Consider the following 19,606-nt stretch of genomic DNA (forward strand, 5'->3'; position numbering starts at 1 on the left):
GACACTCTTGTGTTGTGGTTTAGGCCTGTGCGCTGGTGCGCAAGGCCCGTTTGTTTCGTACCTTGCCGGTGCTGGTGCGGGCGGCGGTTTTGACGAGTTGGTCTCCGATCCAGAACCGCAGCAGCTGTCCGTCGACATGGACATCGCAGCGGGCTCCGGCGTAGTGCCGACCCACGCTGACCTGCTGCCAGGACACGCACACCACCCCGTTGGTGGTCACCGTCCGCGACACCCAGTCATCCCCGGTGCGGTCGTTGCTGGAGACCGTCGCCGTCGCGCTGGGACGGACACCACGCGCGCCGGTGATGAAGCGTTCGGCCGGGGTGGCCATCTTCAACGACTGATGCGGACGAACAGTGTTGTATTGGGCCACCCATGCATCCAACGCCCGCTGGGCCGCCTTCAACGTGGGGAAAGGCGCTGCATTGCTGAGGAACTCAGCTCGCAAACTGCGGTGAAACCGCTCTATCTTGCCGGTGGTAGTCGGCGATCGCGGCTGCGTCAGCAAGTGCTCGATGCCGCGTTCGCGGCAGATCGCGTCGAAGAGCACCTCCACCGGCGGATGGTTAAACCGCCCGGTGAAGACCTTGCCGTTGTCGGTCAAGATCTGCTCGGGAGCCCCGTAGGTCGCCAACGCATCACGCAGTGCCTCGCAGACCGCACCGGTGCGCTCGCGGACCATCAACCGGGCACAGACACACATCCGTGAGTGATCGTCGATCCCGGTCAGCGCTTTGGCGCTGGTGCCATCGGCCAGCGGGAAGCCACCCACGACATCCATCTGCCACAGCTCCATCGGCGCCCCGCGTTCCCAGCGTTTCCACTTACGCGAACGCCGATCCCGCAACGTCGGGTCGATCAACCCGGCCCGCAGCAACGCCCGATACACCGCCGACGCCGAGGGCAGCGGAGACACGTCACGTTTGGCCAGTTCGAACACCAGCCGCCGCGGCCCCCAATACGGGCGCGAGCGCCGCAACTCCAGCACCACCGCCTCCACCGACGCCGGCATCTGATGCGGACACGACACCGGCCGATGCGACCGGTCCGCCAACCCCTCTAACCCCTCGGCCTCATAGCGGGCCAACCACGCATGCAACGTCTGCCGTGACACCCCGACCTTGCTGGCCACCTGACACACCGACAAACCATCACTGATCACCGCCAACACGGCCTGATACCGCTGCTCGACCACGCTCAACTCCCTCATCTAGGGAGTGTCAAGGATCAACCGAAGCCGCTGTCAAGCATCACCCGAAACACCGTCAAGCAACACCCGACACCGAAACGTCAAGCATCACCCGAAGCCATACACGACTTTGGTGCCCCCGGCAGGATTCGAACCTGCGACACCGGCTTTAGGAGAGCCGTGCTCTATCCCCTGAGCTACGGGGGCGGGGCCTAGCCATGTAGGCGCTGGAACCCATAGGGACAGCTCATGGTAGTCGGCGAGCGGGCGTTTGTAGGTATTGGGCTCGCGACTTTCGTGCCTCCGGAGGTCACTCGGTGGCCGTGGTTTTGCTCCGCTGGTAGTGCCGGCGCGCTTTCATGCGGTTGCCGCAGATGGCCATCGAGCACCACCGGGCAGTGTTGGGCTTGCTGCGATCGATCAGGAACAGCTGGCATTCGGAGTTGGCGCAGGGGCGCAGCCGGCCGGGACTGGAGATCCGTAGGCCGTCCCACGCGAGTATTACGCGCGCGACGGCTTCGGAGTTCTCGCGCGCGGACAAGGTCCAGGCGATGCCGTCGTCAGACATGACGGGCGATAGCGCAACGCCGTGGAGGAATGGCTGCAAGGTCTGCGGTGCCAGCTCGCCACGCACCACCGCCTGCAACGCGTCCCGGACCTCACGGAGTTCCTGAAGCTGCCCCCCGGTGAGCGCGATGCCGTGCGCGGTCAGCCAGGCCTGCGCGCTGGACTGATCGTCGAACTCATCGTGTGGCACGCCATCGATGACCGGAGTGCTGTTGAGCAGGTCCAGGAGCAGGGCCTCATCGACGGGCCCAGCCGCAACAATTTCCACATAACCTCCAAAAAGCTATTGACAGGTTACACCATGAGTGCTTGACTCCTAACTATCAAAATCTATTTAAGGGGTTAGCAATGGTTTCTTCCACCGAGCACCGGTACGCCACGGTCGGCGGGCGACGCTTGTTCTACCGAGAGGCGGGAAGCGCCGGCGCGCCCGCGATCGTTCTGCTGCACGGCTTTCCGACGAGTTCGTACATGTTCCGGGATCTGATCGGCCGCCTGGCGGACGACTACCACGTGATCGCCCCGGACTACCTGGGCTTCGGCTATTCGGACATGCCGTTGATCACCGAATTCGACTACACCTTCGACAACCTCGCGGAACTCACCCAGGGGCTGTTGGATCACCTCGGGCTGGTGCGCTACGCGATCTACGTCCAGGACTACGGAGCGCCGATCGGCTGGCGGCTGGCGCTGAGCCGGCCAGAATCCATCAGCGCGATCATCACGCAGAACGGCAACGGCTACGACGAGGGCTTCGTCGAGGACTTCTGGAGGACCGTCTGGGCCTACCAGCATGAGCAGACCGCGGCGACCGAGGCGGCCATCCGCACAGCGCTGGATGTCGAGTCGATCAAATGGCAGTACCTGACCGGCGCACCGGATGAGTCCTTGGTCAGCCCGGACACCTGGACCTTGGATGCGGCGCTACTGGCCCGCCCGGGCAATGACGAGATCCAGCTCAAACTGTTCCGCGACTACGCCACCAACCCGCCGATGTATCCGGCATTGCACGACTACCTGCGCACCAGCGGAGTTCCAGTGCTGGCCGTTTGGGGACGAGACGACCCGATCTTCGGCCTGGAGGGGGCTCGGGCGTTCGCCAGGGACGCGCGCAACCCCGAAATTCATCTACTCGACGGCGGCCACTTCTTACTGGAGACCGCCGCCGACGAAGTCGCCGAGTTGATCAAGGACTTCTTGAGTCGGGCCGGTCAGTGACAAGAAGAACTCGAGAAACCCACCACACCAGCAATATTCACCAGGAGATGACATGACTACAACCAAGACGCCGGCTCTCCCCACTGCGCCCGCGGCGGTGCGAGAAGCCGCAGGCGGCCCGACCATGCGGGCCATCATTCTCGACGGGTTCGGCGACCTCGACGTCTTGACCTACACCGACATCCCCAAGCCGCTGCCGAAACAGGGTGAGGTCGTGATCAGGGTCAAGGGATTCGGCATCAATCACGCCGAAATGCACATGCGTCGCGGCGAGTGGGCCGAGGCCGCCGAAGTCAGTGGTATCGAATGCGTCGGCATCGTCGACGCCTGCCCGGGAGGTGAATTCCCGATCGGTGCCAAAGTCGCGGCGTTGATGGGCGGGCTCGGTCGCACCATCAACGGCAGCTACGCCCAATTCACTCGGGTGCGCGCCGAGAACGTCGCGCTGATAGAGGCGGAGCTGCCGTGGGATCAGCTGGCCGCGCTGCCGGAAACCTACGCCACCGCATGGACCTGTCTGTTCCGCAACCTCGACCTGACTGCCGGACAGACCGTCGTGATCCGCGGGGCGACATCGTCTTTCGGTCAGGCGGCGGTAAAGCTGGCCGTGGAGGCCGGTGCTCGGGTGATCGCCACCACCCGCAGACGGGACCGGTTTGGCCTGCTAGCCGCCCTCGGCGTCAAACGTGCCGAACTCGAGATCCCCGATCTGAGTGCACACATCGCGAAGGCCAAGCACATCGACGCCGTCCTCGACCTGGTCGGCAACAGCACGATCCTGGACTCCCTGAACATGCTGCGCCGGGGCGGTACGGCGTGCTTGGCCGGCTGGCTCGGAGGACTGGATCCGATCGCTGACTTCAACCCATTGCTGCAGATGGCCAGCGGAGTCAACCTCAGCTTCTTCGGAAGCTTCGTGTTCGGCACGCCCGGCTTTGCGTTAGCGGATGTACCGCTACAGGACATCGCCGACAAGGTGCGCCATGGTCGCCTGCAAGCCGCACCCTCCCACGTCTTCGCTTTTGATGAGATCCGCGAAGCGCATCGCGTCATGGAAGTCGGGGAAGCCGGAGGCAAAATGGTGGTATTGGTCGACTGACATCCAGGCAAGTAGAAGGATGCACCCATGAAGATCGCGGTTGCCGGCGGTACCGGCAAGACCGGACGCAAGGTGGTCGAGCATCTCCACAGCCAGGGCCACCACCCGGTGATTCTCGCCCGCGCCCGCGGGGTCGACCTCCTGGAAAACACCGGAATCGACGCCGCGCTCGACGGTGTCGAAGCCATCATCGATGTCGTCGACTTCGCGACCATGAACGCCAAGAAGGCACAGGCCTGTTTCGGCGCAGCCACCACCAATCTGCTGGCCGCCGCGCAGCGCAACGGAGTTCGCCACCACGTCGCCCTCTCGATCATCGGCATCGACCGAGCAACCAGCGGCTACTACCAAGGCAAGCTGCGGCAAGAGGAAGTGGTGAAGGCCGGCGCCGTCCCGTGGACGATCCTGCGGGCCGCCCAGTTTCACGAGTTCGCCGACCAAGTCCTGGCGCAGGTGCCCGGGCCGATCGCCCTGGTGCCGAAAATGCAGTCGCAGCCCATCGCGGTCAGCGAAGTCGCCGCGCACCTGTGCGGCCTCGTCACCGGCGAACCCCAGCAGATGGCGCCCGAACTCGCCGGCCCCCGTGTGGAATCGGTCGTCGACATGGTTCGGCAGCTGATCCGACGGCGCGGGCAGCACCGGCCGGTCATTGGACTGCGGATCCCGGGGGCGGCCGGAAAGGGCATGGCCAACGGCGCGCTGCTGCCGACCCAGCCCGGACCCCGCGGCCACCAGACCTATGCCGAGTGGCTGGCCGCGCTCACACCGGACAACAGGTAAGGAAAGCGGATGTCACAAACGCGCCCGCCGCGCCGTCTACCGAGCATGAACCTCATCGTGCATCGCATATGCCTGCTCCTGCTGACGATCGTGGGCCTCAGCCTCGGAGTGTGGGCATACTTCGCCCCGCTGAACTGGTACAGCACATTCCCCGGCATGGGCATGCACTGGTTGCCGGTGCTCGGCCCGTACAACGAGCATTTCGTGAAAGACGTCGGCTCCCTGTTCTCCGGGCTCGCGGTACTCAGCGCCCTGGCGCTGTACTACCTGCGCAACCGGCCCGTCGTCGTTATCACGGGGGTCAGCTGGTCGATCTTCAATGTGCTGCACCTGATCTACCACGTCGGCATGCTGCACATGTACGGCCCGCGTGATGCGGTCCTCAACGTCGTCAGCCTCAGCCTGCTGCTGGCGTTGTCGCTGATCCTGCTCATCCCCGCACGCATCCCCGCCACCGAGGACCACGCATGACATATGACTACGACGTTGTGGTGATCGGTTCGGGATTCGGCGGCAGCGTAGCGGCGCTGCGGCTGACCGAGAAGGGTTATCGCGTCGGGGTATTGGACATGGGGCGCCGCTGGGCGCCCACCGATTTCCCACCCAACAACTGGCACGTGCGCAAGGCGATGTGGGCACCGAAACTGGGTTGCTTCGGCCCACAACGGCTGACGGTGCTGGGCAAGACGTTCATCGCCAGCGCCGTCGGCGTCGGCGGCGGATCGTTGATCTACGGCAACACCCTCTACGAGCCGTTGGAACGGTTCTTTCATGACCCGCAGTGGGCGCACATCACCGACTGGAAGTCTGAGCTGGCACCGTATTACGAACAGGCCCGCCGGATGCTCGGGGTGACGCCCACCCCGCACACCACCCCGGCCGATGAGGTGTTGCTGGCGGTGGCCCGCGACTTGGGGGTCGAGGACACCTACCACCCCACCAACGTCGGGGTCTTCTTCGGCGACGAACCCGGCAAGACCGTGCCGGATCCGTTCTTTGGCGGGGCAGGCCCCGACCGCACAGGCTGCATCGGCTGCGCGCAGTGCTTCACCGGTTGCCCGCACAACGCGAAGAACACCACCGAGACCAACTACCTGTATCTGGCTGAGCATGCCGGCGCCCAGATCCATCCGATGACGATGGTCACCGATGTGCGGCCCGACGGTGATGGCGGCTATGTGGTCAGCACGGTGCGCACCGGCCGGTGGGTGCGCAAGCGCAAGCGAGATTTCACCGCCGGTCAGGTGGTGTTCGCCGCGGCCTCGCTGGGCACCCAGCGGCTGCTGCACAAGCTGCGCGACACCGGATCACTGCCGCATCTCTCGCCGCGTCTGGGTGAACTGACCCGCACCAATTCCGAAGAGGTGCCGGTGGTGTTCACACCCGATCGTGACGACTTCGCCCAAGGCGTGGCGATCACCTCATCGATCCACCCGGAAGCCAACACCCATGTCGAGGTGTGCCGTTACGGCAAGGGCTCCAACCTGCTGTCGATGATGGGCACCCATCTGATCGATGGCGGACCGTGGCGATTCGCCCGGCTGATGCTGACCATCGCCCGCCACCCGGCGATGCTGCTGCACAGCATGTTCCCGCGCAACGCCTCGTCGCATTCGATCATCGTGCTGGTGATGCAGTCGCTGGACAACTCGCTGACCACCTACCGCAAGCGTGGCGTGTTCGGCACCCGCATGACCGCGAAACAAGGTGTGGGCGAACCCAATCCGGATTGGATCCCGACCGCCCACGACGTGGCACGACGGATGGCCGAAAAGGTCGGCGGAATAGCGGGCGGCACCTACCTCGACGCGCTCAATATTCCGTTGACGGCGCACTTCATCGGCGGCTGTCCGATCGGTGAATCCGCGGATACCGGGGTCATCGACCCCTATCAGCGCGCCTATGGGCACCCCGGCGTCCACGTGGTCGACGGGTCGGCGATCACCGCCAACCTGGGCGTGAACCCGTCGTTCACCATCACCGCGCAAGCCGAACGGGCGATGGCGTTGTGGCCCAACAACGGTGAGCCCGATCCCCGCCCGGCGCTGGGCCAGCCGTATCGGCGCATCGTGGCGGTGGCACCGCGCCACCCGACGGTTCCGGACGGTTCCCCCGGTGCGCTGCGGTTGCCGCTGTCACCGGCCTGAGGGGTATCGACACTTACTCTTTCTCCGCACGCCCCAACAGATGCCGAAGCAGCGGCTCGAGTTCGGGGGCACGGAACCGGTGTCCGGCCTCGCCCAGGCGCGCCGGCAGCACGCGCTGGCTCGCGCAGGCAAGTTCCTGTGCACCCTGGGCGCCGAGCAGCAGGCGCGGCCCCAGGTCCGGCACGGGAAGAATGGTGGGCCGGCGCAGCACGCGTCCCAGTGTCTTGGTGTAGTCGCTGTTTCGTACCGGATGCGGAGCGACGGCGTTCACCGGTCCGGAAAATCCGGTGTCCCACAGGGCTCGGTGATAGATGTCGATCAAGTCGTCGATCCCGATCCAGGGCAGCCACTGCCGGCCGCTGCCCAACCGTCCACCCAGGCCCGCGGCGAACAGTGGCCGCATCAGACGCAGCGTCCCGCCGCGCGGCGACTGCACAATGCCGGTGCGAACACGAACGACGCGCGCCCCGCACTGCTCGGCCGGCGCCAGGGCGTCCTCCCAGTCGGCGACGACATCGGCCAGATAGCCGTCGCCTCGTGGGCTGTCTTCGGTGAGAACATCGTCGCCGCGGTCGTAGCCGTAATAGCCGACTGCCGAGGCGCAGATCAGGGCGCTAGGCCCGGCGGCCGTGGCGGCGACCAGCTCGGCGAGTTTGCGCGTCGGGCCGATTCGGCTGTCGCGGATCACCCGGCGATGCTCGGCGGTAAAGCGTCCCGCGATCGACGCGCCGGCCAGATGAATCACCGCATCGACGCCGGCCAACAGATCACGATCCGGATCGTCGGGATTCCACTGCCGCTCGCCCGGATTGGCTGCGGTGCGCCGCACCAGCCGGATCACCCGATGGCCCCCGGTGCTCAAGAACGCCGTCAGCGCCGAACCCACCAGCCCGGATGCGCCGCTGACTGCCACCGTAAGTGGCTGTAGGCCATGGGCTTTGGCGCGCTGGTGTGCCGCGAGGTCATCGGCGAGCTGGCGATGCCGATAGACGAACATCGGCCGTAGCAGCGCTCCCGGAACCGTGGTGTCGACCCGGTCGGTCATCAGCGTCCGGCCGTCACCGAGCTCGTCGAACTCGTGGATGTGCTGCCACTTCATCACCAACCTCGCCGGTAGCGACGCCAGACCGCGGCTGCCGAGTTCGTCGGCGAATTGCCGGGGCGGGTCATAGCCGTTGGGCTGGTGTTCGGCCACCCAACGCAGCCCGCCGGGCAGGGCCAGCTCGGCGGTGCCGTCGCGCAGCGATTCTGCTTCGCGTCGCAAGCGCATCGCCTGCCACGGCGGGCTCAAGCGGGTGAAGGCTCCCGGCCGGGCATGCCAGGCGAAGACCTCATCACGCGGTGCCTCGATCTCGCTGGAATAGACCAGACCCATGTCCCGACGCTACCCGGATCGAGCAGCCCGCGGCCGCGTTAGCCGTACTGCTTGCGCAGCTGCGGCTTGACCACCTTGCCACTGGCATTGCGGGGCAAGGCGTCGACCAGCACCAACTGCTTCGGGTGCTTGTAGCGGGCCAGGCGCTCGTTAAGGAAGGGCTCGAGGTCCTCCAGCGTTAGTGACGCCTCTGTGGCGATAATTGCCACCGGGACCTCGCCCCATTTGTCGTGGGCACGCCCGATCACGGCGGCCTCCTGGATAAGTGGGTGCTCGAACAGGACGTTCTCCACCTCGGCGCAGTAGATGTTCTCGCCGCCGGAGATGATCATGTCCTTCTTGCGATCGACGACATAGACGAAACCCTCGTCGTCGACGCGGACCAGATCGCCGGAGTGGAACCAGTCGCCGGCGAACGCCTCGGCGGTCGCTTCGGGTTTGTTCCAGTAGCCCTGCATCATGGTCGGCCCGCGGTAGACGATCTCGCCGATCTCGCCGGGCACCACGTCGTTCATGTTCTCGTCGACGACCCGCGCCGAGATGGTCGGGATCACCTTTCCCACCGAGCCGAGTTTGCGGATCGCGTCCTTGCCCTGGAGCACGCAGGTGATGGGTGACATCTCGGTCTGGCCGAACACCGCGACGTTGAGTGCGTCCGGGAAGGTCTCCGCCATGGCCCGCAGCACGGTGTCGGACGCCGGGGCCGCCCCCCAGCTGATCACTTCGAGCGCCAGGTCTCGTTGCGGCACAGTCGGATCGGCACAAATGACCTGCCACTGCGCCGGCACCAGGAACACCGAGGTGGCGCGCTCGCTCTCCCAGGCGTCGAGGGTGTCGGTGGCGTTGAACGCACCGAGCGGGTGGATCACCGTCTTGGTGCCCAGCATCAGGTTTGGGGCGATGCTGCCCAGGCCGGCGATGTGGAACATCGGTGCGGCGCAGAAGTACACGCTGTCCGGGCTGATCTGCAGCGCCTGGATGCAAGTCAGCGACTGGGCCAGCAGGTTCGAGTGGGACAGGATGGCGCCCTTGGGACTTCCGGTGGTTCCCGAGGTGTACATGATCAGCGCCGGGGTGTCTTCGGGGACGTCGGCGCCGGGGTGCGGGTCGCCGGGCTCGGCGATCAGCGATTCGTAGTCATCGCCGAGAACCACGGCGACATCGAGTCCGGGGGTGTTCTTGCGGACTGCCTCGATCAGCGGTGCGAGCAGTTGATCGGTAATGACAGCCTTGGCGCCACTGTCGGAGACGATGTAGCTGATCTCGGGGTCGGTGAGCCGGAAGTTGACCGGTACGGCGATGGCGCCCAGGGCGTTGATCGCCAAGGTCGCCTCGATGTATTCGGTGTGGTTGAGCATCACGATCAGCACACGGTCGCCGAAGGAGATGCCGCGCCGGAACAGTGCCCCGGCCAGGCGCTCGGAGCGATCGTGCAGCTGCTGCCAGGTGGTGTCGTTGCCACGACAGCGGAAGGCAACGGCGTCGGGGCGCATTTCGGCGTGGGTTGCCACCTGATTCATCCAGTGGTTGCGGCGAGACCGCAGTGGTTGAGCAATCATTCGCCGAACACCGCCTTCCGCTTCTGCAGCATCGCGGTGGCGCCTTCGAAGAAGTCGGGGGAGCCCAGCAGCTCCACCTGGCCGGCTTTCTCGCGAGCCAGGGCGGCGTCCAACGATGCGAGGTTGGTGGCGTTGAGCGCGCGTTTGGTCAATTCGATGGCGCGACGCGGTCCGTGGGCCAGTTTCTCGGCGGCCTCGTTGACCCGGGCGTCCAGCTCCGCCTCGCCGAGCACCGCGTTGATCAGGCCGGCATCGCGGGCGGCGGTCGCCGACAGGCGCTCACCGAGCAGTGCCATCTCGTTGGCCACGGCCCGTCCGGCGGCGGCCGCGACCAGAGCGGTGGTACCGCCGTCGGGCATCAGGCCGATGTTGGTGAATGACAGCAGGAAGTAGGCGTTCTCGGCGGCGTAGATCAGATCCGCGGCCAGCGCCAGACCTACGCCGACGCCGGCGGCCGGCCCGTTGATCCGTGCGATCACCGGCACCGGAGTCTGGGCGACCGAGGTGACCAGCCGGGAGGCGCAGTCCATGACCTCCTCGGGGCTGACGCCACCGGCCGTGGCCGACAGGTCGGCGCCGGTGCAGAAAGCTTTGCCTTCGCCGGTGATGACGATGGCCCGCACGCCGGGGTCGTCGGCCGCGCCGGCGATGACGTCACCGAGGCCCGCCATGGTGGCGTAGTCGATCGCGTTGAGCCGGGCGGGGTTGGTGATCGTCACCCGCAGCACCCGACCGTCGCGGGTCGCGGTGAGTTTGGCGGAGCTGGCGTTCTCGGACACGGTCAGACCCGCCCTTCGATGAACCGGGATTGCAACACGAAACTTCCTCCGTGGATGAAAACGTAAATTGTGGTTAACGTATGGGTGGCGAGTCCAACAGTCAACACGGGGGTGAAAATGGTTGCGGCCATGGCGGCGGGATCGCCGACTGCGGTGCAGCGCCGCCCCAAGGACCGCAAGGCGCAGATCGTTCGCGCCGCAGCCCGTGCGTTCAGCGATCGCGGTTACCACGCGGTCGGGGTCGACGAGATCGCCGCAGAGGTCGGTATCTCCGGCCCTGCGCTGTATCGGCACTTCGCCAACAAGTACGCACTGCTGGTCGCGACCGCCCAGTACACGGCCGGGGTACTGGTCACCGCGGCGCAATCCGCCGACGATCCGAGCCGTCCGGCGGCGGAGCGGTTGCGCGCGATCACCGCCGCGCTGATCGAGACCACGATCGGGACGCGCCGCGAGGGCGCGTTCTACCGGTGGGAACGGCGCTACCTGCAGTTACCGGACCGCAAGGACATCCGCGCCGGCTACGACGCGCTCAACGCCACGATCGCCGAACCACTGGCGGTGCTTCGCCCGGAGCTTCCCGAGGCCGACACCGCGATCCTGGCCGCCGCGGCCCTGAGCGTCATCGGCAGCATCTCCGCGCACCGAACCCGGCTGCCGGCCGCCGCACTTGCGGACCTGCTCGGCGAGCTGTGCTGGGCGGTGCTCACCGTCGAGCTGCCGCCGGCGCCGTCGGGCCCCGCGCAGCGACGTCCGGGGCGGGGCCTGCCCAGCACGTCCAAACGGGAACGGCTGCTCGCCGAGGCCATCCGTATGTTCGGCCAGCGCGGCTTCTACGAAGTCAGCATCGAAGAGATCGCCACCGCCGCCGGCCTGAACGGCTCCAGTGCCTACCGCTACTACCCGAGTAAGGCCGCCTTGCTGGCGGTTGCTTTCCATCGGGCCAGCGCCCGCGTGCTCATGGCCATCACCGATTCCCTGGCCGAGTCGACCAGTCCGCGGCAGGCGGCCCTGCGCATCGCCGAGCGCTATACCGCACTGGCATTTGCCGCGCCCGAGCTGATCAACATCTACTTCGCCGAGTTCGCCAACCTGCCCGAGCCTGACCGGGTCGAGCTGCGCGGTCTGCAGCGGCAGAACGTCGACGAATGGGCGCATCTGGTGAGCCAGGTCGGCGCAGCCGACACCGAAGCGGTGTTCCGTGTCCACGCCGCGCTTGCTCTAGTCGTCGATATAGGACGCCTGGTTAACTTCGATGATCGAGACGAACAGCGGTCCCGGATCCATGCCTTGATGGCGGCGGTGCTGTTCGGCAGCGGCATCCGGTGACCGCGGTCGACCGCGCTGGCTACGATCGAACGATGACTGCCGCACCGTCGGGACAGCGAAGCGCTGTCACCGCTGCGCGAGGGCTGGCCGGGCTGCTGCTGGGTGCCGGGGCGGGACACTTCGTGTTCCCCCAACCGTTCGACGCGATCGTTCCGCCGGAGTTGCCGGGCAGCGCCCGGGTGTACACGTACGCCTCAGGAGTCGCCGAGCTGGTCATCGGTGCCCTGCTGTTGTTCCCGCGCACCCGCCGTCGGGCCGGGCTGGCCGCGGCCGCCCTGTTCATTGCGGTGTACCCGGCGAATATCCACTCGGTCCGGTTGTTCTGGGCCAAGCCCTGGTTGAGAGCGGGGGCGATCGCCCGCCTGCCGCTGCAGATTCCGATGATCGTCGCGGCACTGCGGGTGTGGCGCGCCGGTTAGTCCGAGGCGCGCGAGCTCGATCGACCCGATGCCGCCGAGCGGCGTGATGCGGTGCTGGCTGCCAGTGACGTTCTGGCAGTTCAGGTCTACCGCTGTCCGTAGCGGCGGCGGAATTTCTCGACCTGACCGGCGGAGTCGACGATCCGGCTGTTTCCGGTCCAAAACGGGTGCGACGCAGCGCTGATCTCCACGATCACCAGCGGGTAGCTGCGAGTTCCCGTCGGGGTGGGCCACTCGATGGTGCGGTCGCTGGTCACGGTGGAGCGGGTCAGGATCGTCTCCCCGGTGGTGGCGTCCTGGTAGACGACGGGGTGGTAGTCGGGGTGGATGCCGGGTTTCATCGTTGGTCTCCGTCTCGGGTGCGGTACAGGGAGATGTCTGCGGTGGCCGTGGGTGATTCGTCGCACGGCTCCTGGTGGTGGTCGCCGAACGGGTCGGGGAAGTCGGCCCACCGGTTCGGTCTGCGTAGCTCGTCGTCGGTGAGCAGCGCTTCCGACAGCGTCTCGCGGATCTGCTCGGGGCGGGCGCCGCAGACCAAGATCACCAGCGAGGTGTGCCGATCGCCGTAGCGGTGGTCCCAGATCAGATCGGCGAACGCATGGCGTTCGGCCGACACGCGGGCGGCCTCCTCGGCCGTCATCGCGGCCAGCCACTTGCCGACCGCGGAGGTATGCAACCCACCTCCCGCCGACTCCAGCCAGATCGCTCGCTCGCCCCGGTTGGCCAACCACAGCCGCCCACGTGCCCGGATCACGCCGTCGAGCAGGGCATCGAGGGCCGCGTGCAGGCGCTGCGGGTGAAACGGCCGCCGGGCGTGGAATTCGATCAGCTCGACCGGGCCCTCGGCCCGTAGCGGCGGTTGGCCGGCCAGCAAAGGGGCGTGCGGATCATCGCCGCGACCGCGGCGAGCGCCCTCGTCGAGATGGGTCAGCGCCTGTTCGAGACGATCGGTGCCGGCGGTAATGCGTGCCAGCGGCGCCAACCGGCGCAGTACCGCCAGCGCGGTCGGATCCGGGTGGTAAACCACCAGAGCGTCGGCGGATTCGGCCTGGCCGACCACCACCTGCGCGACGGTGCGGCCGTCGTCGAGTTCGTCGTCGCCGAGCGCCTGTGGCAGCCATGCCGTGGCATCGAGACAGGTGACGACCGCGGCGACGCTCACATCGCGGCCGGCCGGGCCGTCGATGTAGCCCGGTCCGACGCGGACCCGGACGTTGCGGATCGCCCAGCAGATGGGCTGCGGCTCCAGCCAATCGGGCAACACCACGACGATGCGCTCAACGCCGGCGCGCCGGTGCAGTCGTCGCAACAGGACCAGCAGGTCGTTACGCAGCGTGCAGGACACGCAGCCGTGCGCCAACTCAAGGGCTAACGTCGTGGCGGGCGCGGTCGTGCTGGTGGTCTCGCGAACCACGACATGACCGTCCAGGCCGTAGGCGACGGTCACGGTGCCCGCCTTGTCCTGCAGGGCTTTGGTCGCTGCGTCGGTGCCGTACTGCCCGGCCACCAGGATCACCGGAGTCCGCATCACCCTCCTATTGAAAATCATTGTCATTAAGGCCGTCTCTACGGTAGCCTCCAGCGCATCGCTTGTCGACAATCATTTTCAATAAGGTTGAGGAGGGTTCTGTTGTCTGCACGCTGCCAAGTCACTGGCCGGGTGCCCGGATTCGGCAACGCGGTGTCGCACTCGCATCACCGCACCCGGCGCCGCTGGTCACCGAATATCCAAGTCAGGACCTACTATCTGCCCTCGCAAGACCGTCGGATCCGGCTACGGGTCAGCGCGAAGGGCATCAAGGTCATCGACCGGGACGGCATCGAGGCCGTGGTGGCCCGGTTGCGACGCGAAGGGCAGCGGATCTGATGGCGCGCACCGATATCCGCCCCATCGTCAAGCTGCGCTCCACCGCGGGCACCGGCTACACCTATGTCACCCGCAAGAACCGGCGCAACGACCCCGACCGCCTGGTGCTGCGCAAGTACGACCCCGTCATCCGTCGCCATGTCGATTTTCGCGAGGAGCGCTGAGTTATGGCCAAGAAGTCCAAGATCGTGAAGAACGAGCAGCGTCGTGTGCTGGTGGCCCGCTACGCCGAGCGGCGCACTGAGCTCAAGGACATCATTCGATCGACGTCGAGCAGCCCGGAGCAGCGATTGGCGGCCCAGCGGGCGCTGGCGCGCCAGCCGCGCGACGCCAGCCCGGTGCGGCTGCGCAACCGCGACAGCGCCGACGGGCGTCCCCGCGGCTACCTGCGCAAGTTTGGACTCTCGCGAGTGCGCGTGCGCCAGCTGGCGCATCAGGGTCACCTGCCCGGCGTCCGGAAAGCGAGCTGGTAGATGACGGTCAAATCCAAAGGGCCACGGCGTGTTCCGCAAAGCCTGGCCAGAGGCGCCAAGCCGAACCTGCTTGCCAAGCTGGGCCTGACGGTTGTCGACTACAAAGACACCGCCACGCTGCGCATCTTCATCTCGCCGCGCGGCAAGATCCGCTCACGGGCCGTCACCGGACTCACCGTTCGTCAACAACGCCAGGTCGCGTGTGCCATCAAGAACGCGCGGGAAATGGCACTGCTGCCATATCCGGGGCCCACGGTCGAGGGCTGACGATGCCGGGCCGGATCACGCCGGTAGCTGCTTGGTGGGTCGGTCGTGGACCACGATCGGCCACCAGAACCAGCGACCGGCCAGGGTCGCGACTGCTGGGACGACCAGGGACCTGATGAGCAGCGTATCCAGCAACAGCCCCAGGCCGACAGCAGTGCCGGTCTGGGCGATGTTGTGCGCATAGCCGGCCAGCATGGCGAACATGGTGAACCCGAACACCAGCCCGGCGGTGGTGACCACCCCGCCGGTGTTGACCATGGCGCGGATGATGCCGGTCTTGATTCCGGCCGCGAGCTCCTCTTTGAACCGGGCGACCAGCAGCATGTTGTAGTCGGCGCCCACCGCGACCAGAAACACGAAGGAGACCGGGGCCACCGACCAGTGCAGCGGGTTGCCGATGAGGTCCTGCCAGACGAAAGCGGTCAATCCCAGTGCCGCCAGATAGGACAGGGCTACGGTTCCGATCACCGCGATCGCTGCGACCAGACTGCGGAGCAGGATCAGGATCACGCAGAACACGAACGCGAACGCGGCTACCGCACTGGTGATGAAGTCTTCCCGCGCGAAGGCCTCGATATTGAGCAGGGTGCCGCCGGGGCCACCGAGGCTTACCGTGCTGCCGGCCAGCGATGTGCCTTTGATCGCTTGCAGTGCGGTCGGGATGACGTTGGCGCTGACATCCATCGCTTCGCGGCTGAACCCCTCCATCTCGGGGGTGACGACCATGCGAGTCATCATGCCGTCGGGGGAGAAGAAGTAGGGCATCGCATTCTTGAACAGCGGATTGTCGAAGGCCTGACTGGGCAGGAAGAACGAACCGTTGGGGTCGCCGCCGGAAAAGCTTTGGCTGAGTTCCTCGGTGAACGTGGTGATTTCGGCGATCTGGGGAACCAACGTCTGCAGGGTGGCGCGCACCGGTTCGGTCGCGGCATGGACCTGGGCTGCGAAGCCTTTCAGGCTGTCGAGCTGTGCGGACAGCTCGGGCAGGGTGCGGGCGACGGACTGGGTTCCGCCGGCCAGTCGGTCCACCAGTCCGTCGAAACGATGAAGGTCTTCGAAGAGAGAGAAGCTGGTGAGTGCCGCCCGGCACGGTTCATTGTCCCGGCAGTTGGGGATGGAATCGATGAACATGCGGGCGGGCGCGGTGGCGTCGCGCAGCGAATCCATCTTCGTTACGACGCCGTTCAGGGCGGCCTGGAGTTCGGTTGCGCTGCTGTCGATCTCATCGCTCCCGGCGCGCCCGCTATGCAGGGCCTGCTCAATCCCGGCGATCGTGAGTTGGAGTCGTCCCACCTCGCCGCTGAGGATCAGCAGGTCATCAGCGCGTTGGCTGAGCACATCGGTCATCTGCGTCAGTCGTTGACCGAGGTAGCCGGCTTGGGAAGTCAACGTGCCCTGCTGCAGTGGCGTGCCCAGCGGGCGGGTGATGCCTTGAACGTTGGAGATTCCGGGGATAGCCAGCACCGCGTTGGCCAGTTTGGCCAGGGCGATCATGTCCGACGGATTGCGCATGTCGTGATCGGCTTCGACCAGGAAGACGCTGGGAGACATGATGTTGGGCGGAAGGTGGCGGTCGGCCGCGGCGATGCCCAGGTTGGCCGGTGAGTTGCTGGGCTGGGCGATGCGTTCGTTGTAGCTGGGATGAAACGTTGGCAGCACCAGCAGGGCCAGGCTCAGCACCGCCAGCGAGCCCACCAGGACCGGGCCTGGCCAGCGCACCACGTAGGTGGCGATCCGCCGCCAGCGACGTAGCGACTTCTGATCGCGGCCTTTGTGCGGTTCGAAGAACCCCAACCGGCTGCCGACCGCGAGGATGGCCGGCCCCAGCGTCAGTGCCGCGGCAAGGGTGATGACGACCGCGATGGTGCACGGCAATCCGGAGGTGCTGAAGATCGCCAGTCGGGTGAATGTCATGCATGCGGTCGCCCCGGCGATGGTCAGGCCCGAGGCGATGATGATGTGTTGCACACCGCGTAGCGCCGCGTAGTACGCGGAGGTCGGGTCGGCTCCGGCCCGGCGTGCCTCTTGGTAGCGACCCAAGAGAAAGATGCCGTAGTCGATTCCGGCTCCAAGGACCATGACGGCCATCAGTGCTGAGGCGAAGATGGAGACACCGATGACGTGGTGGCTGCCCAGCAGCGCGACCACCGGCCGGCCGACGCCGAGTCCGGCTCCGGCGACCAGCATCGGCATCGCCACCGTGATCGGTGCGCGGTAGACCCAGAGCAAGATGGCGCCGACGAGCGCGCCGCAGGCGATCAGCAGCAGCAGGATCGAGTCGTTGATCGACACCAATTCGTCGTTGACGACCGCTGACGGACCGGTCAGGTGTGCGGTGATCCCCGGAGGGGGCTGGGTGGTGGCGATGATGTCGCGAACGGCCTGGGTTGAGGACATCGCCAGGGCGGTGCCCATGTTGCCGCTCAGATTGAGCAAGACGTAGGCGGCATGGCCGTCGGCGCTCTCATTCGCCGAGGCGAATTGGGGATCGGACCAGAGGTCCATTGCCGAGTTGACGTGGGCGGTGTCGGCGGTGATCCGATCCAGCAATGTCGAGTAGTAGCGGTGGGCGTCGGGGCCCAGGGGTTCGTCGCCTTCGAGCAACAGGTAGACGAAGTTGTTGGTGCCGGCGCCGCCGAAGTGGTCGCCCAGCTTCACGATGGCCTGTACCGACGCGGCATCGTCGGGCAGAAACGATTTCGCGTGCTCCTTGATGACCGTTTCCAATTGCGGGAAAGCGAGATTGAGCGCGCCGGCGGCGCCCACCCACAGCACGATGATGGGCACTGCGAACCGATAGAGCAGCCGGGCGATCGGGGGCCGGCTGTCCGGCACTTTCATGCGACCGGCTCCTTGCATGCCACCGCCGACGACATGGACGACTGCTCATCGCGTACCTGCCCGTCGATGACGACGCGACAGGACAACGGTTCGTTCTCGGATTGCGCCATCACCCCGGTGGGCACGGTGATGCGCTGGGTGCGCAGGGTGGTCTGCCAGGGCAGGGTCGCCGATACCTGGCGCACCGAGCCGTCGACGTCGAGATAGGACGCGAATACGGGGGTGCCTTCCGGACCGTCCACGCGGTATTCAACGACCTTCTCTTTGAGCCGGCCGACCGCCGGAGGGCGCGGTGAGTGGCCAACCGCTGGGTCGGGGATGTCGCCGAGCCTGAGATGGGCGATGAACACCCCAGTGGCGCCCAGCGTCGCTGCCACGACCAGATACACCCAGGCGGAACGCATCTCACGCGGCACCGTCGGTGAAGGTACTGCGCACGGAGACTGGCGTGCTCATCAGCGCGCGAAGCGTGGCCACGGCCAAGCCGGCGAAGGCAGGCCGGGACGCGAAGGTGCGTGCGCGGGCCGTCACGTCGTCGTCGGGTTGGAACCGTGCGAGTCCGCTGCGCCATTGCTTGCCCTGGTGTATTCGGACTTGTGGATTGGCGGTGATGTTGGCGCCCCGCCCCGACCGTGACCCGTGCTGGGAGATCACCCAGGCGCCGCTGTCGTCGAAGCAGGCGGCGACCGGAACGTGCCGCGTTTTTCCTGTCATGCGGCCGACGGTCTGTAGTTCGGTGGCGAGTCTGGTGCTGATGCCCAGGCGGGCCAGTGCCGATACCAGGGGGTTGGCGATGTAGCGCTCCACTCGTCGCTCGGTGCGGAACTTGCGTAGGGCTTGCTCGGCGCTTCGTGTCATGGCTGACTCCCCATCCCCCTGTGCCGATGAACCAGCTCGGCGACCGCGGTATACCAATTGGTCTACTCGTGTGCTGCGAGGCTAGTAGACTGATCGGTATATCGCAAACAGTCGGGGTCGGGAAGGGTGATGGTGATGGCGGCGCGTGACCGGCTCATCAACAGTGCAATCGCACTACTGCAGCGCAAAGGTGTTGCAGGTACCGGCATTTCCGAACTGCTCGCGCATAGCGGGATCGCGCGACGCTCGGTGTATCTCAATTTTCCCGGTGGCAAAGCCGAACTTGTTGCCAATGCGGCCAGAACCGCTGGTCGGACTACCTCAGACATGATCCGGCGGTTGCTCGCCGAGGCGGATGCGGTGACGGCCGTCGAGGCGTTCATTGCGGTGTGGAAGGAGGCCTTGATCGGCAGCGAGTTTCGCGCGGGCTGTCCGATTGTGGCCGCAGCGTTGGGACGCTCTGAAGCGCCCGATGCGGCCGATGTCGCCGGCGCAGTGTTCGCCGACTGGGAGCGCCTACTGGCCGATCGGCTGGAAGGGGCCGATGTCGCGCCCGAGACCGCCCAACAGCTGGCCACCACCACCATCGCTGCGGTTGAAGGCGCAGTGATCATGTCGCTGGCTGCCAAATCGGCGGCGCCGTTGCTGCGGACGGGGCAGCTGCTCAAAGAGCTTGTCGGGCAGCACACCCGGTCTTAGCGGTCGGTGGCTCTCAGCCGATGTGGAATACCACCTCTAGGGCTAGGAATCCGAAGACGAGCATCCCGAGGATTCCGGCGAGCACCGGAAGGATAAGTACTGGGTCTTTCATGGACCGAGACGTTATACAGCCGGTGCTT

At 66.2% G+C, this 19,606-nt stretch carries 22 protein-coding genes and 1 tRNA gene; 12 read left to right on the forward strand and 11 right to left on the reverse strand.

The window, feature by feature from the left end; all coding sequences use genetic code 11:
* Positions 1 to 19: 19 nt before the first annotated feature.
* From ACKY0X_RS04250 to ACKY0X_RS04260, 3 genes are all read right to left on the reverse strand, one after another.
* Positions 20 to 1,210 carry an IS481 family transposase gene (locus ACKY0X_RS04250; RefSeq protein ID WP_409428439.1) on the reverse strand — a complete coding sequence of 397 codons (1,191 nt, stop codon included), beginning with the start codon at positions 1,208 to 1,210 and terminating at the stop codon, positions 20 to 22.
* A 110-nt stretch (positions 1,211 to 1,320) separates the two neighbouring features.
* Positions 1,321 to 1,396 (reverse strand) — tRNA-Arg (locus ACKY0X_RS04255).
* 103 nt (positions 1,397 to 1,499) lie between these two features.
* Entirely contained in the window at positions 1,500 to 2,024 is a 525-nt protein-coding gene (locus ACKY0X_RS04260) for a CGNR zinc finger domain-containing protein (protein ID WP_409428440.1), read from the reverse strand.
* 80 nt (positions 2,025 to 2,104) lie between these two features.
* Between ACKY0X_RS04260 and ACKY0X_RS04265 the strand changes: the two genes are divergently transcribed.
* The 5 genes from ACKY0X_RS04265 to ACKY0X_RS04285 are packed head-to-tail and all read left to right on the forward strand — an operon-like array spanning position 2,105 to position 7,000.
* Entirely contained in the window at positions 2,105 to 2,974 is an 870-nt protein-coding gene (locus ACKY0X_RS04265) for an alpha/beta fold hydrolase (protein WP_409428441.1), read from the forward strand.
* A gap of 52 nt (positions 2,975 to 3,026) precedes the next feature.
* Positions 3,027 to 4,073, forward strand: a complete 1,047-nt coding sequence (locus tag ACKY0X_RS04270; RefSeq protein ID WP_409428442.1) for a zinc-binding dehydrogenase — start codon at positions 3,027 to 3,029, stop codon at positions 4,071 to 4,073.
* Between the two features lie 27 nt (positions 4,074 to 4,100).
* The gene (locus ACKY0X_RS04275; protein ID WP_409428443.1) at positions 4,101 to 4,853 is read left to right on the forward strand and encodes an SDR family oxidoreductase; all 753 of its coding nucleotides are present in this window, start codon (positions 4,101 to 4,103) and stop codon (positions 4,851 to 4,853) included.
* A 9-nt stretch (positions 4,854 to 4,862) separates the two neighbouring features.
* Positions 4,863 to 5,324: a hypothetical protein gene (locus tag ACKY0X_RS04280; RefSeq protein ID WP_409428444.1), complete on the forward strand. Its 462-nt coding sequence runs from the start codon at positions 4,863 to 4,865 to the stop codon at positions 5,322 to 5,324.
* Positions 5,321 to 7,000: a GMC oxidoreductase gene (locus ACKY0X_RS04285; protein ID WP_409428445.1), complete on the forward strand. Its 1,680-nt coding sequence runs from the start codon at positions 5,321 to 5,323 to the stop codon at positions 6,998 to 7,000. The genes ACKY0X_RS04280 and ACKY0X_RS04285 overlap by 4 nt, the downstream gene beginning before the upstream one ends.
* 13 nt (positions 7,001 to 7,013) lie before the next feature.
* Here ACKY0X_RS04285 and ACKY0X_RS04290 read toward each other — a convergent pair whose 3' ends face one another.
* From ACKY0X_RS04290 to ACKY0X_RS04300, 3 genes are read right to left on the reverse strand one after another with little or no spacing between them, the layout of a single operon-like run.
* Entirely contained in the window at positions 7,014 to 8,375 is a 1,362-nt protein-coding gene (locus tag ACKY0X_RS04290; RefSeq protein WP_409428446.1) for a TIGR01777 family oxidoreductase, read from the reverse strand.
* Between the two features lie 38 nt (positions 8,376 to 8,413).
* Positions 8,414 to 9,934: a fatty-acid--CoA ligase FadD5 gene (fadD5, locus tag ACKY0X_RS04295; protein ID WP_409428447.1), complete on the reverse strand. Its 1,521-nt coding sequence runs from the start codon at positions 9,932 to 9,934 to the stop codon at positions 8,414 to 8,416.
* Positions 9,931 to 10,713 (reverse strand): enoyl-CoA hydratase, encoded by a 783-nt coding sequence (locus ACKY0X_RS04300; protein WP_409428448.1) that lies wholly within the window; start codon positions 10,711 to 10,713, stop codon positions 9,931 to 9,933. The genes fadD5 and ACKY0X_RS04300 overlap by 4 nt, the downstream gene beginning before the upstream one ends.
* A gap of 129 nt (positions 10,714 to 10,842) precedes the next feature.
* On the opposite strand from ACKY0X_RS04300, the gene ACKY0X_RS04305 reads away from it, so the two are divergent.
* Entirely contained in the window at positions 10,843 to 12,042 is a 1,200-nt protein-coding gene (locus ACKY0X_RS04305) for a TetR/AcrR family transcriptional regulator (RefSeq protein WP_409428449.1), read from the forward strand.
* Between the two features lie 32 nt (positions 12,043 to 12,074).
* Positions 12,075 to 12,461 carry a MauE/DoxX family redox-associated membrane protein gene (locus tag ACKY0X_RS04310; RefSeq protein WP_409428450.1) on the forward strand — a complete coding sequence of 129 codons (387 nt, stop codon included), beginning with the start codon at positions 12,075 to 12,077 and terminating at the stop codon, positions 12,459 to 12,461.
* Positions 12,462 to 12,547: 86 nt separating this feature from the next.
* On the opposite strand, the gene ACKY0X_RS04315 is transcribed toward ACKY0X_RS04310, so the two are convergent.
* Both ACKY0X_RS04315 and mrf read right to left on the reverse strand, forming a co-directional pair.
* A complete protein-coding gene (locus tag ACKY0X_RS04315) occupies positions 12,548 to 12,802 on the reverse strand; it encodes a type B 50S ribosomal protein L31 (protein WP_409428451.1) in 255 nt (84 codons plus the stop codon).
* On the reverse strand, positions 12,799 to 13,989 hold the full coding sequence (mrf, locus tag ACKY0X_RS04320) for a ribosome hibernation factor-recruiting GTPase MRF (protein ID WP_409428452.1): 1,191 nt from the start codon (positions 13,987 to 13,989) through the stop codon (positions 12,799 to 12,801). Before mrf ends, ACKY0X_RS04315 begins: the two co-directional genes overlap by 4 nt.
* A gap of 102 nt (positions 13,990 to 14,091) precedes the next feature.
* Here mrf and rpmB point away from each other — a divergent pair, with 102 nt between their 5' ends.
* Genes rpmB through rpsR form a run of 4 tightly spaced genes read left to right on the forward strand, consistent with a single transcriptional unit; the run spans position 14,092 to position 15,068 of the window.
* The gene (gene rpmB, locus ACKY0X_RS04325) at positions 14,092 to 14,328 is read left to right on the forward strand and encodes a 50S ribosomal protein L28 (protein ID WP_409428453.1); all 237 of its coding nucleotides are present in this window, start codon (positions 14,092 to 14,094) and stop codon (positions 14,326 to 14,328) included.
* Complete coding sequence (rpmG, locus tag ACKY0X_RS04330; protein WP_067085159.1) at positions 14,328 to 14,492, forward strand: 50S ribosomal protein L33; 165 nt, start codon at positions 14,328 to 14,330, stop codon at positions 14,490 to 14,492. The genes rpmB and rpmG overlap by 1 nt, the downstream gene beginning before the upstream one ends.
* A gap of 3 nt (positions 14,493 to 14,495) precedes the next feature.
* A complete protein-coding gene (gene rpsN / locus ACKY0X_RS04335; protein ID WP_409428454.1) occupies positions 14,496 to 14,801 on the forward strand; it encodes a 30S ribosomal protein S14 in 306 nt (101 codons plus the stop codon).
* Positions 14,802 to 15,068: a 30S ribosomal protein S18 gene (gene rpsR, locus ACKY0X_RS04340; protein ID WP_409428455.1), complete on the forward strand. Its 267-nt coding sequence runs from the start codon at positions 14,802 to 14,804 to the stop codon at positions 15,066 to 15,068.
* A 15-nt stretch (positions 15,069 to 15,083) separates the two neighbouring features.
* Here the strand turns inward: rpsR and ACKY0X_RS04345 are convergent, their stop codons facing one another.
* Genes ACKY0X_RS04345 through ACKY0X_RS04355 form a run of 3 tightly spaced genes read right to left on the reverse strand, consistent with a single transcriptional unit; the run spans position 15,084 to position 18,767 of the window.
* The gene (locus ACKY0X_RS04345; RefSeq protein ID WP_409428456.1) at positions 15,084 to 17,909 is read right to left on the reverse strand and encodes an RND family transporter; all 2,826 of its coding nucleotides are present in this window, start codon (positions 17,907 to 17,909) and stop codon (positions 15,084 to 15,086) included.
* The gene (locus ACKY0X_RS04350; protein WP_409429500.1) at positions 17,906 to 18,313 is read right to left on the reverse strand and encodes an MmpS family transport accessory protein; all 408 of its coding nucleotides are present in this window, start codon (positions 18,311 to 18,313) and stop codon (positions 17,906 to 17,908) included. The genes ACKY0X_RS04345 and ACKY0X_RS04350 overlap by 4 nt, the downstream gene beginning before the upstream one ends.
* 1 nt (position 18,314) lies before the next feature.
* Entirely contained in the window at positions 18,315 to 18,767 is a 453-nt protein-coding gene (locus ACKY0X_RS04355) for a nitroreductase family deazaflavin-dependent oxidoreductase (RefSeq protein ID WP_409428457.1), read from the reverse strand.
* Between the two features lie 135 nt (positions 18,768 to 18,902).
* Between ACKY0X_RS04355 and ACKY0X_RS04360 the strand changes: the two genes are divergently transcribed.
* Positions 18,903 to 19,466 carry a TetR/AcrR family transcriptional regulator gene (locus ACKY0X_RS04360; RefSeq protein WP_409428458.1) on the forward strand — a complete coding sequence of 188 codons (564 nt, stop codon included), beginning with the start codon at positions 18,903 to 18,905 and terminating at the stop codon, positions 19,464 to 19,466.
* Positions 19,467 to 19,606 lie beyond the last annotated feature (140 nt).

This window comes from Mycobacterium sp. SMC-11, assembly GCF_046250095.1.
GTDB classification, from domain to species: domain Bacteria; phylum Actinomycetota; class Actinomycetes; order Mycobacteriales; family Mycobacteriaceae; genus Mycobacterium; species Mycobacterium heraklionense_A.

Bases quoted from the DNA above. Each gene is read 5' to 3' on its own strand.
- ACKY0X_RS04250 (WP_409428439.1), bottom strand. From the start codon at position 1,210: ATGAGGGAGTTGAGCGTGGTCGAGCAGCGGTATCAGGCCGTGTTGGCG.
- ACKY0X_RS04265 (WP_409428441.1), top strand. From the start codon at position 2,105: ATGGTTTCTTCCACCGAGCACCGGTACGCCACGGTCGGCGGGCGACGC.
- ACKY0X_RS04270 (WP_409428442.1), top strand. From the start codon at position 3,027: ATGACTACAACCAAGACGCCGGCTCTCCCCACTGCGCCCGCGGCGGTG.
- ACKY0X_RS04275 (WP_409428443.1), top strand. From the start codon at position 4,101: ATGAAGATCGCGGTTGCCGGCGGTACCGGCAAGACCGGACGCAAGGTG.
- ACKY0X_RS04280 (WP_409428444.1), top strand. From the start codon at position 4,863: ATGTCACAAACGCGCCCGCCGCGCCGTCTACCGAGCATGAACCTCATC.
- ACKY0X_RS04285 (WP_409428445.1), top strand. From the start codon at position 5,321: ATGACATATGACTACGACGTTGTGGTGATCGGTTCGGGATTCGGCGGC.
- ACKY0X_RS04290 (WP_409428446.1), bottom strand. From the start codon at position 8,375: ATGGGTCTGGTCTATTCCAGCGAGATCGAGGCACCGCGTGATGAGGTC.
- fadD5 (WP_409428447.1), bottom strand. From the start codon at position 9,934: ATGATTGCTCAACCACTGCGGTCTCGCCGCAACCACTGGATGAATCAG.
- ACKY0X_RS04305 (WP_409428449.1), top strand. From the start codon at position 10,843: ATGGCGGCGGGATCGCCGACTGCGGTGCAGCGCCGCCCCAAGGACCGC.
- ACKY0X_RS04310 (WP_409428450.1), top strand. From the start codon at position 12,075: ATGACTGCCGCACCGTCGGGACAGCGAAGCGCTGTCACCGCTGCGCGA.
- ACKY0X_RS04315 (WP_409428451.1), bottom strand. From the start codon at position 12,802: ATGAAACCCGGCATCCACCCCGACTACCACCCCGTCGTCTACCAGGAC.
- mrf (WP_409428452.1), bottom strand. From the start codon at position 13,989: ATGCGGACTCCGGTGATCCTGGTGGCCGGGCAGTACGGCACCGACGCA.
- rpmG (WP_067085159.1), top strand. From the start codon at position 14,328: ATGGCGCGCACCGATATCCGCCCCATCGTCAAGCTGCGCTCCACCGCG.
- rpsN (WP_409428454.1), top strand. From the start codon at position 14,496: ATGGCCAAGAAGTCCAAGATCGTGAAGAACGAGCAGCGTCGTGTGCTG.
- rpsR (WP_409428455.1), top strand. From the start codon at position 14,802: ATGACGGTCAAATCCAAAGGGCCACGGCGTGTTCCGCAAAGCCTGGCC.
- ACKY0X_RS04345 (WP_409428456.1), bottom strand. From the start codon at position 17,909: ATGAAAGTGCCGGACAGCCGGCCCCCGATCGCCCGGCTGCTCTATCGG.
- ACKY0X_RS04350 (WP_409429500.1), bottom strand. From the start codon at position 18,313: ATGCGTTCCGCCTGGGTGTATCTGGTCGTGGCAGCGACGCTGGGCGCC.
- ACKY0X_RS04355 (WP_409428457.1), bottom strand. From the start codon at position 18,767: ATGACACGAAGCGCCGAGCAAGCCCTACGCAAGTTCCGCACCGAGCGA.
- ACKY0X_RS04360 (WP_409428458.1), top strand. From the start codon at position 18,903: ATGGCGGCGCGTGACCGGCTCATCAACAGTGCAATCGCACTACTGCAG.